Origin of the sequence: Glycocaulis alkaliphilus (genome assembly GCF_004000605.1) — a bacterium.
Taxonomy (GTDB): domain Bacteria; phylum Pseudomonadota; class Alphaproteobacteria; order Caulobacterales; family Maricaulaceae; genus Glycocaulis; species Glycocaulis alkaliphilus.
The window spans coordinates 2413982-2427752 of the sequence record NZ_CP018911.1 but is presented as its reverse complement, the minus strand read 5'-3'; the positions used below and the strand labels follow the sequence as shown (position 1 = coordinate 2427752).

Annotated in this window: 13 protein-coding genes; 5 read left to right on the top strand and 8 right to left on the bottom strand. The window is 64.8% G+C overall.

The window, feature by feature from the left end; translation table 11 throughout:
- Window positions 1–179: 179 nt before the first annotated feature.
- From glmM to X907_RS11565, 8 genes are all read right to left on the bottom strand, one after another.
- Window positions 180–1532 carry a phosphoglucosamine mutase gene (gene glmM / locus X907_RS11600; protein ID WP_127568181.1) on the bottom strand — a complete coding sequence of 451 codons (1353 nt, stop codon included), beginning with the start codon at window positions 1530–1532 and terminating at the stop codon, window positions 180–182.
- Between the two features lie 6 nt (window positions 1533–1538).
- Window positions 1539–2201 (bottom strand): fructose-6-phosphate aldolase, encoded by a 663-nt coding sequence (gene fsa, locus X907_RS11595; protein ID WP_127568179.1) that lies wholly within the window; start codon window positions 2199–2201, stop codon window positions 1539–1541.
- A gap of 17 nt (window positions 2202–2218) precedes the next feature.
- The gene (locus tag X907_RS11590) at window positions 2219–2830 is read right to left on the bottom strand and encodes a hypothetical protein (RefSeq protein WP_127568177.1); all 612 of its coding nucleotides are present in this window, start codon (window positions 2828–2830) and stop codon (window positions 2219–2221) included.
- 85 nt (window positions 2831–2915) lie between these two features.
- Entirely contained in the window at window positions 2916–4352 is a 1437-nt protein-coding gene (locus tag X907_RS11585; RefSeq protein WP_127568175.1) for an exopolysaccharide biosynthesis polyprenyl glycosylphosphotransferase, read from the bottom strand.
- Between the two features lie 69 nt (window positions 4353–4421).
- Entirely contained in the window at window positions 4422–5657 is a 1236-nt protein-coding gene (locus X907_RS11580; protein ID WP_127568173.1) for an O-antigen ligase family protein, read from the bottom strand.
- Window positions 5657–6301 carry a histidine phosphatase family protein gene (locus tag X907_RS11575; protein WP_127568170.1) on the bottom strand — a complete coding sequence of 215 codons (645 nt, stop codon included), beginning with the start codon at window positions 6299–6301 and terminating at the stop codon, window positions 5657–5659. Before X907_RS11575 ends, X907_RS11580 begins: the two co-directional genes overlap by 1 nt.
- Complete coding sequence (kdsB, locus tag X907_RS11570; RefSeq protein WP_127568168.1) at window positions 6301–7080, bottom strand: 3-deoxy-manno-octulosonate cytidylyltransferase; 780 nt, start codon at window positions 7078–7080, stop codon at window positions 6301–6303. Before kdsB ends, X907_RS11575 begins: the two co-directional genes overlap by 1 nt.
- Complete coding sequence (locus X907_RS11565; protein WP_170175545.1) at window positions 7077–7805, bottom strand: class I SAM-dependent methyltransferase; 729 nt, start codon at window positions 7803–7805, stop codon at window positions 7077–7079. Before X907_RS11565 ends, kdsB begins: the two co-directional genes overlap by 4 nt.
- 172 nt (window positions 7806–7977) lie before the next feature.
- Here X907_RS11565 and X907_RS11560 point away from each other — a divergent pair, with 172 nt between their 5' ends.
- From X907_RS11560 to X907_RS11540, 5 genes are all read left to right on the top strand, one after another.
- Window positions 7978–8742, top strand: coding sequence for a YebC/PmpR family DNA-binding transcriptional regulator (locus X907_RS11560; protein WP_127568164.1), 765 nt, complete (start codon window positions 7978–7980; stop codon window positions 8740–8742).
- A gap of 28 nt (window positions 8743–8770) precedes the next feature.
- Window positions 8771–9397 (top strand): (d)CMP kinase, encoded by a 627-nt coding sequence (cmk, locus tag X907_RS11555; RefSeq protein ID WP_127568162.1) that lies wholly within the window; start codon window positions 8771–8773, stop codon window positions 9395–9397.
- A gap of 117 nt (window positions 9398–9514) precedes the next feature.
- Window positions 9515–11908 carry a hypothetical protein gene (locus tag X907_RS11550; RefSeq protein ID WP_127568160.1) on the top strand — a complete coding sequence of 798 codons (2394 nt, stop codon included), beginning with the start codon at window positions 9515–9517 and terminating at the stop codon, window positions 11906–11908.
- 33 nt (window positions 11909–11941) lie between these two features.
- Window positions 11942–12754, top strand: coding sequence for an aldo/keto reductase (locus tag X907_RS11545; RefSeq protein ID WP_127568158.1), 813 nt, complete (start codon window positions 11942–11944; stop codon window positions 12752–12754).
- A gap of 68 nt (window positions 12755–12822) precedes the next feature.
- Window positions 12823–13764 (top strand): ArsR/SmtB family transcription factor, encoded by a 942-nt coding sequence (locus X907_RS11540; RefSeq protein WP_127568156.1) that lies wholly within the window; start codon window positions 12823–12825, stop codon window positions 13762–13764.
- Window positions 13765–13771: the final 7 nt, after the last annotated feature.

Below are 13771 nucleotides of genomic sequence, written 5' to 3'. Positions count from 1 at the left end.
CGCGACACTTTCCTCCCCCGTTTACGGGGGAGGTGTCAGCGAAGCTGACGGAGGGGGGAGCTTTCTTGCAATCCCCCCTCGGCTCTTCGAGCCACTCCCCCCGTAAACGGGGGGAGAAAGCGGTTCTGCCCCGGATCGGCTTCGCTGTCCGGGAGTTCAGATGACGGCGCGCGGAAACCTCAAGCCCCTTTCGCGTTCTCCAGCGCGCTGCAGATATCGCTGACGACCGCTTCGATCACCTTGCGCTCGCCTTCGGCCATGACGCGGATCAGCGGCTCGGTGCCGGATTTGCGCACCAGCAGGCGGCCCTTGCCGTTGAGGCGCGTCTCGCCTTCGGCAATCGCGTCCTTCACCTTCGCGTTCTCCAGCGGCAGGGCGCCATTGGTGTAACGGACATTTTTCAGGATTTGCGGTGCAGGTGAGAAGACTTTGAGGAGCTGGCTGGCAGGCTTGCCGGACTCGATGAGCAAAGAGAGCACCTGCAGTGCCGCGATCAGCCCGTCGCCGGTGGTGGCAAAGTCGCTCAGCACCACGTGGCCGGACTGTTCGCCGCCCAGATTGGCGCCTGAAGCGCGCATCGCCTCGACCACATAGCGGTCGCCAACCTGCGTGCGCTGCAGCTTGATCTTCTGCTTTTCGAGATATTGTTCGAGACCCAGATTGGACATCTGGGTGGTCACGACCGTGTCCCCGTTGAGCTTGCCACTGGCCTTCCAGGCGGTTGCCAGAAGGCCGATGATCTGGTCGCCATCGACCAGCTTGCCCTTTTCGTCGCACAGCACGACGCGGTCGGCATCGCCGTCCAGCGCAATGCCCAGATCGGCGCGGTAGCGCTTCACGTTCTCGGCCAGATCCTGAGGCGCGGTGGCGCCGCAATCCTCGTTGATGTTGAAGCCATTGGGGTTGTTGTGCAGCGGGATCACGTCCGCGCCCAGCTCCCACAGGACTTTCGGCGCCACCTTGTAGGCTGCGCCATTGGCACAATCGACCACGATACGAAGCCCGGCAAGGCGCATGGAGCGCGGCAGGGTCGCCTTGGCGATTTCCATGTAGCGGGCCTCGGCATCATCAATGCGCTTGGCGCGGCCGATATGGCGCGGCGCGACAAGATGGTCGGCCGTGTCGGCGTCCATCATGCGTTCGATTTCCAGCTCGGCAGCATCGTCCAGCTTGTAGCCGTCCGGGCCGAACAGCTTGATCCCGTTGTCTTCGTAGCGATTGTGCGAGGCGGTAATCATCACGCCCATGTCTGCGCGCAGCGAACGGGTCAGCATGGCGGTGGCGGGTGTGGGTACGGGGCCGAACTGGTAGACATCCATACCGGCGGAGGTGAAGCCGGCGACCAGCGCGGACTCGATCATATAGCCTGACAGGCGCGTGTCCTTGCCGATCACGACCGTATGCCGGCGGCCATTCTCGCGCTTGAAATAGTGCGCTGCGGCCATGCCGAGGCGAAGGGCCGTTTCGGCGGTCATCACCGACTGGTTGGTCGTGCCGCGAACGCCGTCTGTGCCAAAATACCGTTTGATCATGAAAGTCTACCCCTGGCTCAACCCGCTGCGCCCAGTCTTTTTCCAGTCGTCAAGAAATGCCTTCAGACCGCTATCCGTCAGCGGATGGGTCACCAATGCGTCGAATATCCCCGGCGGCAGCGTGGCTGCATCGCAGCCAATCCGGGCTGCCATCTCCACATGTGTAACAGAGCGCAGGGAGGCTGCAAGAATTCCCGTTTCGTATCCGTACTGGTCATAAACCTCGCGGATGGCTTCGAGCAGGCCGAGCCCGTCACCGCCCATATCGTCAATCCTGCCGACGAAGGGCGACACGAATGTGGCCCCGGCTTTGGCCGCGAGCAGCGCCTGGTTCAGCGAGAAGCAGAGCGTGACATTGGTGGGAATGCCTTCATTGGCAAAGGTGCGGCAGGCCTTGAGCCCGTCGGTAGTCAGCGGCAGCTTGACCACCACATTGTCCGCGATGGCGCGCAGGCGGCGCCCCTCTTCAAGCATGCCATCGACATCGGTAGCGACGACTTCTGCCGAGACAGGCCCTGGCACTACGGCGCAGATCTCTGCGATACGCTCGATAATGTCGGCGCCCGATTTGGCGATCAGGGACGGGTTTGTCGTAATGCCATCAACCAGCCCGCCTTCCATGCGCGCGGTGATTTGCGAAATGTCTGCGGTGTCGAGGAAAAGCTGCATGATATGGGTGCCGGAATCTAGGAGTTGTCAGGAAGAATGAAGACGCGGATTCGCCGGATCAGGATTTCCCGGTTTTCCCCTTGGGGGTCGGGCCAGATGCCAATGGCTTCGTTGAACTCTTCACCCTGATGGACCGGCGCGTCCCACTCGAAGGAAATTGTCGAGTATCGCGGTGATACGGGCAGTTCGCGCCATCCGCTATCGCCGTATCCGGTGGTGAAATATCCGATCCGCACCGTGTCCGGCCCGCTGGATCCGGCGGTACGCACCTCGAACTCGACCCTTATCCGGCGGCCCGAAATACGCGTCTCGAACTCATCGGGAACGAAAGCGGCGACACCGGCTGACATATTCCCGGCCATCTCGAAGCTTGCTGCGGAAGAGGCGCGCGCTACCGGGCCGTCGCTGTGACCGGGATCGAAACGGACATTCGTCCCTGGACCATTCACAAGGTCAGCAAGAGCAGCGCCCTGAAACACCAGCTCGCGTTCGGTTACGACCGCGCTGGCATTGCGCGGCTGCATCATCAGGGCGAAGGCAATCAGCAAGGCCGCCAGGGCGGCGGCTGACGGATAGAATATCACGTCAGGAATATTGATCCGGCCAAGTGTGGCGAGCCTGGACATCATGGTGCCGGAACTGCCTCCCGGGCAGGGCTTGGTTTCAGTGTTGCGGGGTCGACTGGCGCTCTTTTGGCATGGCCGGTCCGCCTTGTCACCGCCCTGACGGGATCACGATTTCCCGCACTGTCCGCACCAGGATCACGGCGTCACGCCAGAGCGACCAGTTGCGCGCATACCAGTCATCCAGCCGGGCGCGCTCGGCAAAGCTCGTCGCATTGCGCCCATTGACCTGCCACAGGCCGGTAATGCCGGGGCGCATGCGTACGTAGGCGCTCAGGGACAGTCCGTAATCGGCCTGCTGGTCCAGCGTCATGGGGCGCGGACCGACAAGGCTCATATCGCCTCTGAACACGTTGATGAGCTGGGGCAGCTCATCAAGGCTGAACTTGCGCAGCCAGTGTCCGACGCCAGTGATACGCGGGTCATTGTCCAGCTTCTTGTAGGTGTTCCACTGCGCGGCGCGTTCAGGATCCTGATCCAGTACGCTGGCGAGCTTGTCCTCGGCGTCCACCCACATGGTCCGGAATTTCAGGCAGCCGAATGTCTGGCCATCCTTGCCGACGCGCGGCTGGACGAACAGGGCCGGTCCGCCATCACGCCGGATGGCCCACGCAAAGGCGAGCATGGCGGGGGCGAGGAGCAGCAGTGCGAACGCGCTGGCGGCCAGATCGAAGGCGCGCTTGGCGCGCTGGGCCAGCGGACGGTCCAGGCTGTCACCGATACGGAAGACGAACCCGTCGGCAGGCGGGTAGTCAATCAGGTCGATATTCTGTGTCGGGATACGCCCGATCGAAGGCTGGTAGTAGAAGCATTCGCCGCGCGCGCTGAGCATGCTGGCGATGCGGTTTGCAACGCCTTGCGTGGCCTCGTCGGGCGCAAGGAAGGCCGGCATGTCGTCCAGCGCGTCCAGCCAGCGTGCCAGCGCGGCGTCATCGAGATGCTGCAGGCTTTCCAGCGGCACGGCGGTAGCGGCGTTCAGCCCGTGATCGGCATTGCGTTCGAGAATGCTGAGCTGTTCGGCGCGCTGGGCGGCGGCGGTCAGCAGGGTGACAGGCTGCGCCCATTGGCCTGAGGCTTCGAGCGCCGCACGCGTACCGAAGCGCAGAAGCATCATCATGGCGGGCAGCGCGCCCCAGAGTACGAGCGTGGCTATTCTCAGGCCCGGCTCGCCGGTCATCATGTGGATGGTGCCAGCTCCCAGAAGGGCAAGCAAAGACGCTGTCAGGACGGGGCGGATCTGGTTGGCGAGGCCCTGGCGGGCGCGGTAATGGCCGCGGGAACGCAGCCAGAGCATGACCGCGCCAAACAGGCCGAGGCTCGCTCCGGCATGGCGCAGCATCTGCAAGTCATCATGCTGGGGGGAGGCGAGCGGCATGGTGATGCACAGGCACAGCGTGAATGCCAGCAGGTCACTCAGGCCGAAGGCGCGCAGCACGTTCGTGCGCCGCAAGGCAGGCCGCAGAAACCTGCCGGCCTTTGCCTCGCGGCCCGCATTCAGGGCGCTGTCTGATCCATATTGATACGCCATCACGGCCTCCCGGGCGGTCCGGCGCGTTCTGACCGGATCAGGCGGGGAGGGACGCAAGAATCCTGCCGTTCAGGGGCCGGTGCGCGAGCGGGCGACGAAGGCTGCGGCAATGGCCAGGGCCAGCGCCCCGTGATGCCATTCCTGCCAGACTCCGTAGCTGAGGACGACATTCACGGTCCAGACGGTCACGGCGAATACGATCATCATGATGACCGGCCGGGTGAGCGTTTCAGCCGATGGTAGCGCGCGGGCAAGAGCCACCAGAGCGGCCGCGCACAGAATTGCGCCTGCCAGTCCGGTCTCCAGCCACAGGGTCAAAGAGGCGTTGTGTGCGTGAAGGGGCAGCAGATCGATTTCGTATCCGCGCAGCTCCATTGTGCCTTCCAGCACGCGCGCCGCGCCAATACCGTGCCCGGCAAGGGGTGCCTCGGCGATCTTTTCCAGTGCGAACCGCCAGATTTCCAGCCGCCACTCCCACGACATGGGCATGGCGGCGGCTGTCTCCGGGCTGATAAGGGCGAGAAGCCCGATAAACAGAATCGGCCCGGCTAGGATGAAGACGGCCAGCCCGGCCAGCAATAGCCGGAGGGTCACAGCAGGCCAGCGCCAGGCAATAGCGGTGGCCGCCACGGCGGCAACGAGCGCAACAATGTTGGCCTGCACACTGAAATCGAGCGCGATGGCGATCGTGATGACGCCAGCGACGGCCGCCATAAGCCGCAAGGCCCGGCTGCGCTGGGTCCACAGCAGCATGATGGCAATGCCTGCAAACATGATGGCGGGCGTGGCAGCCCGGCTGAGCACGGTGTTGACGCGGATGTCGAGATCGGTGCGGCCATCGTCATAGCCTTCAACGGCCAGCTTGTAGCTGCGGGTCATGTCCCCGCCCGTCAGAGACTCCACCGCCATTACGCACAGGATGAAACCAATGGCGGCAATGAAGACGGTGCGGGCCAGCTGTTGACGGTGCCCATTCAGGCGGGCGGCAGCGACCGGCACTATGATGAAGAACGGCGTTAGCAGGGCCAGCTTCAGAACCTCTTCAGGGTTCCGGTTGGGAGACCAGGCATAGCTCAGCGTTATCCAGCCCAGAGCGGCCACTGCAAGGATTGTTGCTGGCCCCGGCGTGCGCAAATGCGTGGCGAGTGTGCGGGCGGGGACAGCAAACAGCGCAAAAAGCCCCGCCGATGCCGCCAGCCCCAGCCCGCCTGCCGGGACAAACAGCGCTGTCAGGGCCATGGCGCCACACCACGCCCACAGGGCGCGGTTCTCCTCGCTCAGAATGGCGCTGATCGCCGGGCGCATCAGCTCACCCCTGACAGCGCGGCCGGTTGGGGTGGCACGTTCCAGTCGTGAAGCTGCCAGCCGGACTCAGTGCGAGCGGCAATGCTCCAGTGACCGGTGCGCATCTTGGACTCTTCAGGGCGCCGAGGATCGCCGCCCAGCAGGGCATGAAAATAGCGCAGAATGCCGTTGGAGGAGATCAGCAGAACCGTGTCTGAGGCTCTGGCCGTGGCCGTGATGTCCTGAAGGGTCGCCGAAGCGTTGGCCGCGATCGTCTCCGGCGAGGGCGACCAGCCTGCTCCTGCGGGCACTATGGAGCGCTCGCGCCAGTCATGGATGGCCTTTCCGCCCCACTCGGCGGCGATCTCGTCATCGCTGCGCCCGCCCCAGCTGCCGTAATCGATCTCGCGCAGGCGGGTGTCGATCTCGATTTCGCCCTCAAAGCCGCATTCGGCGGCGGCAAGCAGGGCGCCATTGGCGGTGCGCTGCAACGGGCCTGCGATGATCCGCGCCGGTACGATGCCGGCCTCTTTGAGCGCCAGACCGAACTGTATCGACTGCACCCGGCCGGTGTCGGTGAGCGGCAGATCCTCGCGCGCGCCGACCCAGACCGGAGTGTCACCCGGGCCGAACGTATTGCCGTGACGTGCGAGGATCAGGCGCATCAGACGATCTCGCCCTCTGCAGCGATGATGTCAGCGGCGATTTCGGCGTCGCGCGGACTGTCCACCGACCAGGGCGTACGGCCACGATAATCGGTCAACACGATGCGGATCGGGATACCGTTTTCCAGCGCGCGCAACTGCTCCAGGCTTTCGGCTTTCTCAAGCGGTGCCGGCTCCATGGCGACCAGCCGGGAGAGCGTGTCGAAGCGATAGGCATAAAGGCCGATATGCTTGTAGACCGGCGTGCCGGCGCTCTTCTCACGCTGGAAGGGGATGACCGCCTTGGAGAAGTAGAGCGCGTTCATCTGCCGGTCGAAGACGACCGTTGTGCCGCCGACCTCCCCCTTCGCCTTGGCCTCGGCCATTTTCGCGTACGCATCCTCTGACAGCGCTACAGCCGGTGTTGCCATGGCAAGCTGAGGGTTTGCCGCCATTTCAGCTGCGGCCGCCTCGATGACCCAGGGCGGTGTCAGGGGCGCATCGCCCTGCAAATTGATGATGACATCGCCCGCGGCGGCAAAGCCTTTTACCGCCTCATAGGCGCGTTCAGTGCCATTGCGGCAGCTTTCCGGTGTCATCAGCGCCTCGCCGCCCGCCGCCGTCACGGCGTCCAGTATGCGGGTGTCGTCGGTAGCGACGATGACACGGTCGACACTGCCAGCGGCCAGTGCCAGCCGGCGCACACGCTCCACCATGGGCACGCCCGCAATCTTGTGCAGGGGTTTGCCGGGAAAGCGCGTCGAGCCATAGCGCGCCGGAATGACAGCGATCACACTCATGCGGCTGCGGCCGCCTGCGGCTTGCGTCCGATATAGAGCACATCGCCGCGGAAAAGCCCCCAGCGCGGTTCCTCCTCCGGCGGCAGACGCCAGATTTCGACATCCAGCCCGCTGGCATCGGCAAAGCGCTGCGCGAAATCGCGTCCGTAATAGCGCACATGGCCGGTATCGTCGTAATGGGCGAAGCGTTCGGCTTCGCTGATATTGGGGGCGGCCTCGAAGGTTTCCTCGCGCGCCCAATTCTGCGGCACGGTGATGATCGCCATGCCGCCGGGGGCAAGGCAGCGGCCAATACCGGCCATCGCCTTGCGGTCATCGGGCACGTGCTCCAGCACGTGATTGGCGACCACCATGTCGACCGAGCTTTCCGGCAGGGTGATGTCGGCAATGTCCATGGTGAGGTCGGCCTTGCCGGGCACGATGTCGGCAGCCTTGTAGCCTGCATGGCTGGAGAGCATGCGCTTGACGTGCTTTTCAGGCGCGAAGTGCAGGATAGTGCCCAGCCGGGTCAGGTCGATCTGCTCGCGCTCAAGAAACAGATGGATCAGCCGGTGGCGTTCGCGAGAGGAGCAGTTCGGGCAGCGCCCGTCCCAGCGCGGCGGCGTGCCCAGCGCGAGGAATACGCCTTCATATCCGCAGATAGGGCATTCGCGCTTCATCTTTGGCACGGAGAACTGGCGGGGGTCCTGCAGCCTTGATTGCAGGCGCTTCAACCAGATGCGCATGGGAAAGCCTTTCATGAGCCTGACAAACGCATAGCCGGGGAAAGCGGCGTCCGGCAAGTCAAACCACGCTTTTTTGCCAAGCTGCCAGCAGCGGGTTTGCTCACGCCCTGCCTATGCGATAGAAGGCGCGCTCCCCGCTCTGGCGGGCAGACACGTTTGCAGGAGGTTCCCCATGGCCGGGCATTCCAAATGGGCCAATATCCAGCACCGCAAGGGCCGTCAGGACAAGGCGCGCGCGAAGCTGTTTTCCAAGCTGTCCAAGGAAATCACCATTGCCTCGAAAATGGGTGGCCCCGACCCTGACATGAACCCGCGCCTGCGCCTCGCCGTCGCCAATGCCAAGGGCCAGTCCATGCCCAAGGACAATATCGAGCGCGCGATCAAGAAAGGTCAGGGCGGGGATGTCGAGGAGTATTTCGAGATCCGCTATGAGGGCTTTGGCCCTGCCGGCGTCGGCCTGATCGTGGAAGCCTCCACCGACAACAAGAACCGCGCCGCATCGGACGTGCGCTCCGCCTTCTCCAAGAATGGCGGCAATATGGGCGAGACCGGCTCGGTCTCCTTCATGTTCGATCAGGTCGGCGAGATCCGCTTTCCCCTCTCCATTGGTGACGAGGAGGCCGTTCTGGAAGCCGCTATTGAGGCTGGCGCCGAGGATGTGACCCAGGAAGAGGGCGGTGAGGACGAAGAGGGCGAACACGTCATCTATTGTGCCCGCGAGGATCTGGCCGAGGTGAGCGAGGCGCTGGAAGGGCGCTTTGGCGAGGCCAAATCGGCCAATATCATCTGGCGTCCGCAAAACCTGATCGAGGTTGATGGCGACAAGGCCGCCACGCTGATGAAGCTGATGGAAGCGCTCGAAGACCTCGACGATGTGTCGAATGTCTACGCCAATTTTGACATTTCCGAAGACGAGATGGGCAAGCTCGCATCGTGAATTGTGCCGCCGGGAAGGGCCTCGCGCCATGCTGATTGCCGTTGATGGACCGCTGGCCTCGGGCAAGGGCACGATTGCGCGCGCGCTTTCGGCAAAGTTTGGTCTTCCCCATCTCGATACCGGAACGCTGTATCGCGCCGTTGCGGTGGCAGTGCTTGATGCCGGGAATGACCCGGCCGACGCTGGCGCCGCCGAGGCGGCTGCACGCGATCTTGATCCGGCCAGCATTGATGAAGCGAAAATCCGCACAGCAGGTGCTGGCGCGGCGGCTTCCATCGTGTCGGCCCATCCCAAAGTGCGTGCGGCCCTCAAAGAAGTGCAGCAGGAATTTGCCCGCCAGCCGGGCGGCGCGGTGCTGGACGGGCGCGATATAGGGACCGTGATTGCGCCTGACGCGGATGTGAAACTCTTCGTCACGGCCAGCGCCGAAGTGCGCGCCTCGCGCCGCTGGAGCGAGCTGGTCGGCCGGGGCGAGAATGTCAGCCTGGAACAGATCATGAGCCAGCTTGCCGAACGTGACGGGCGCGATGCCTCGCGTCCCGATGCGCCGCTATTGAAGGCGGATGATGCGGTCGAGCTGGATACGACCGATATGGATGAGGGCGAAGCCATCCGCGCCGCCATCGCCATCGTGGAAGGCCGCACGGCGCGCTGAGCACGGCCCGCGCGCCTGCTATCCCCCGGCGGATGTTTTTCGCTGGCAAATCCCCTTCATTTACCGTTCAGATAGCGACCGCTCCAATGTGCGGGTAACGGAGCGGGAGGGCTTTGCATGTTGCGTGTTGTTATCTTCGGCTGCGCCCTTATCGGCGCGGTTCTGGCGCTGCCATCGGGTCATGCTCTGACGCAGCAGCAAGGCGGGTCCCAGCCGCTGCAGACGGTCCGCCCGCTGCCAGCGATGACGGCACGCCCGGCAGAAGCCGAGACCGAACAGGACCAGCCCCGGACACGTGAAACCCTGCAAGGTCCGGCCACGCTGACCACCCGCCCTGAACCCATGCAGGGGCTTGCCGGGCGTCCTGCTGCCCAACAGGCCCAGCCAGGCATGACAGCGCAGCAAGCCGGTACTCCGGCGCTGGCGTTTGATTCCAGTCAGGCATCCATGGCGGCGCTCAATGCCGATGCGGTCCGCGCGGCCGTCGGCCGCTCCCCCCTGTTTCTGGCGGAGCTGGATTATCGCGGGCTGAGCAACGCGCAGTCCCTGCCATTGCTCGTCGCGCCGGGGGCCGAGATCGATCTGCCGCGCTATCTGCGCGAGACCGACCTTTCCGCGCAGCCCGACGTCGCGGCGATCATCGCCAATCCGCGCGCTCTTGGCGTTACCCGCCCGCTGGTCCAGCGCAATGAGGTCTTCCTGCTCGAAGACAGGCTGATCGTGTCGCGCCAGGTCACGGTCACGGTCGAGCGTGACAGTTGCGAGAGGGCTGCGCGCACGGCCGAACAGCGTGCCTTTCAGGAAAGCTTCTGCCTGACATTCGTGCCTGCGGGCCAGCGCACGGACTTTGCCCGTGTGCGGCCCGATGCCCTGCGCCGCGGGCTCAATCCTGATGATCTTCTGGGCACGCCGCCCACCGAGGCCGACATCCGCGAGGCGGCAGAGGCCATCCGCGATGAGCTGCGCGCAATGAACCCGCGCGCCCTGTACGCTTTCGACGTGACGGTGGAGGCCGCACTGCGCCTGTCAGACGATGCGCTGCTTGCGCTGGAGCTCAATGGCGAGGAGCGTGAGATCACGCATGTCACGGTGATACCGCTTGATGAGAGCTTGCGCATACCAGCCGACATACGCCGGGAACCCGGTGCGGCACCGCCTGCGCGGATTGATCAGGGCCTGTTGATGGACCAGCCAATCGGTCCGTCCGTGCGGGTGTTTCCAGAGCTGTTCCGCAGCCATGTCATCACACGCGCCGACCTTATGCGCGTAACCCGGCCGGTTACGGCAAGCCGGCTGCCGCAATCTGCCTTGCAAGGGGCTGCTGGCTCGCACACCGCGGCTCCTGCCGATAGCGGCTATCAGGCGTTTTCAATGCCGCAGCAAATGACCCTTCGCCACCGTCTGCCGGACTTCGACGCGCGCGACGCCGTCGTGACCGAAAGCGAGGACTTCTACTTCCTGACGGGGTTCACGATCTCGCGCTCGATAGAGGACCGCTACAAGCACACATTCAACCGGCGCAAAAACTATTTCGTCGCCTTCCAGTATTCTGTCGGGTTCGGGTTGGGTCTGCGCTTCCCCTTCGAGGTGCGCGCGGTCACGACCGAGCGGTTCAATGAAATCCTGCCCGATGTCTGGCATTCGCAATCGCTGAACCTGCAGCTGAGTGCGCGCGGCGTATCGGGAGCAGAGCGTGTACCCGGCGTGCCGTCAGTCTATCTCGCCTCCGGGCTCGACCCTTCGCTGCGCTTTGATGACCAGGAGTTTGTCTTCCGCTTGTGGGCGGGTTGCCAGCTTCAGGTGCGTGCGCCGGTGGTGGGGACGGTGCGCATCAACTGTCCCAGCGTGAACATACCGCGTGCCGGCACCTGCCCGGGCTGGGCTTGCCAGCGCTTCACGCCACTGATCGCTGGCGGACGCACCGAGCTGGCGCGCTTTACCGTTCCGGCGAGCGTGTCGGGCCTGCGCATCAATGCCTGGATCGGCGAGGCCGGTCTGGAGCCGGGCGTGCGGGTGGAGGCACGCAATGCAAACCTGCGGTTCAACCTGGCCGCCAATGGCGCGCCCTTCGCCACTCAGGGCTCAAGGGCGTGTGCCGCTGCGGGCCGGGGCTCGTCTACTGCCAGCAACCGGCTGGTGAACGCTCAGACCTGCGAGGTGCGGTTTATCCGGGCCGGACACGGATCAGGCGAGCAGATGCAGTTCCATCTGCAGGCCGAAGGCGGGCGTGACCCCAGCCTGACCCTGTCCGATCCGGTGTACAGTTTTACGATGGCGCTGGTGCCGTTCATCGATCTCTACGGGGCTATCGATATTGCGGTTGCGCGCTGGGAGTTGCGCCACACCTTCGATATTCCGGGGCTTACCATCCAGCAGGACTTCACCTTCCCGCGCCATGAGGGCACGCAGCGCTCGGTGACGCTTGGCACCTGTTCGCCGGGTGCCGCCAATGGCCCGCAATGCGCGAATGCCCGTGTGCAGATACAGCCGCGCAGTGGCGGGCCGGGATAGCGCTGGCGCAGGCGTTCAAGTAAGGCAGTGTGCATGAGCATTCTGCCCTCCCGCCTCGGCTTTGGCATTTCCGGTGCGCACGGCACGCCGCTAATGGCGCCGGGCGGTACGGTCGGGCTTGTCGGGCAGGCCTTTGCCGCCGGGGTGCGCGTCTTCGATACAGCCCCTGCCTATGGCGCGGGCGAGGCGGAAAAGCGGCTGGGACGCGCGCTGGCCGGCCTGCCGCGCAGCGATGTCTTCGTGACCACAAAGGCCGGGGTGTCCTCCTCCGGTCTTGCCCGGCGCATCCGTGATTTTTCACCCGAAGGTGTTGAGCGCTCCATCCGCGCCAGCCTGTCCCGGCTTGGCCTTGAGGGGGTGGACGGGCTGATCCTGCATGGCCCGGCACCGTCCGAGCTGACCCCGGCCCTGCTGGCGCGTCTGTCAGACATGAGAGCGGCCGGAGCCTTCCGCCATCTGGGCGTGGCGGGCAGGGGCGCAGAACTCGATGCGGCGCTGGAGACCGGCGCGTTCACGATCCTGATGGCGCCGGTCCATCCTTTTGTTGGCGACGCGGCGCGTTCGCGCCTGCGGGCGGCACGGGGCGCAGGCATTGCGGTGATGGGGATTGAGGCCGCTGGCGATGGTCCGCCGCCCTTGCGCCTGCCGCGAAAGGCCTCTGATTTCTATACGCTCGCCCGGCGCTTGCGGTCGGGCGACGCGGACGGACCGCGCGTGGCCATGCCGGGCGCGCTGGCAGATCCGCTCCGTGACGGGCTGGCTGACTGCGTGGTGATGAGCACGACGCGGCCGGAGCACCTTGCCGCCAATGCTGATGCGATCACCGGGACAGGCGCCAGCGCCTGAATCGACTTTTCATGCGAGACTGGCTATGGCCGGTGGAACGATGAGTCTTCCCAACTGACAGGGTGCCGATGCACGCAGAGTTGCTGACCAAGCTGAAGGCACTGGGCGAGCCGACCCGGTTGCGGATCGTCACCCTGCTGTTGCGCGGCGAGCTGACGGTCAGCGAGATCATGCAGGTGCTGGGACAGAGCCAGCCGCGCGTCAGCCGCCATCTCAAGCTGCTTGCAGATGCAGGGCTGTGCGAGCGCTATCCCGAAGGCGGCTGGGTGTTCTACCGGCTGGCGCGATCACGTGTGGGCGAACGCCTTGCCGCCCTGCTCGAAGAGATGGAGCGCAGCGATGATGTGGAAGTTGCCCGCGATCTGGCGCGTCTGAGCGAAGTGCGCCGCCTGCGCGCCGAGACCGCGCAGAAATATTTCGAGGTCGCCGCCGAGCAATGGGCGCGCATCCGGGGCCTCCACTTCTCCGAAGAGGCGGTAGAGGCGGCCATGCTGAAAGCGGCAGGCGAGCGTCAGTTCCGCCTGCATCTCGATGTCGGCACCGGCACGGGCCGCATGCTGGAGATTTTCGCCGACCGGGCCGAGGACGGCATGGGTGTCGATCTCAGCCGGGAAATGCTCACGGTCGCCCGCTCCAAGATGAGCGAGGCCGGACTTGCCAACCGGCTGGTGCGCCAGGCCGATGCGACGGCCCTGCCACTGGAGACAGGGGCCGCAGACCTCATCACCGTGCATCAGGTCCTGCACTATATCGCGCAGCCGCAGCGCGCCCTGACCGAGTGGGCGCGCGCGCTCGCGCCCGGCGGGCTATTATTGCTGGCGGACTTCGAGGCACACGATTTTGAGGTTTTCCGCGCCGAATACCATCACGCCCATCTGGGCTTTGAGCGCGGGCAACTGCGCGCCTGGCTGGAAGCAGCGGGGCTGAAGCCGCTGGGTATCGACCCGCTCCAGTCAGCGAAGGCCGAAGGCGGGCTGACCGTGCTGATCTGTTCAGCGACCAAGGAATGAGAGCTGC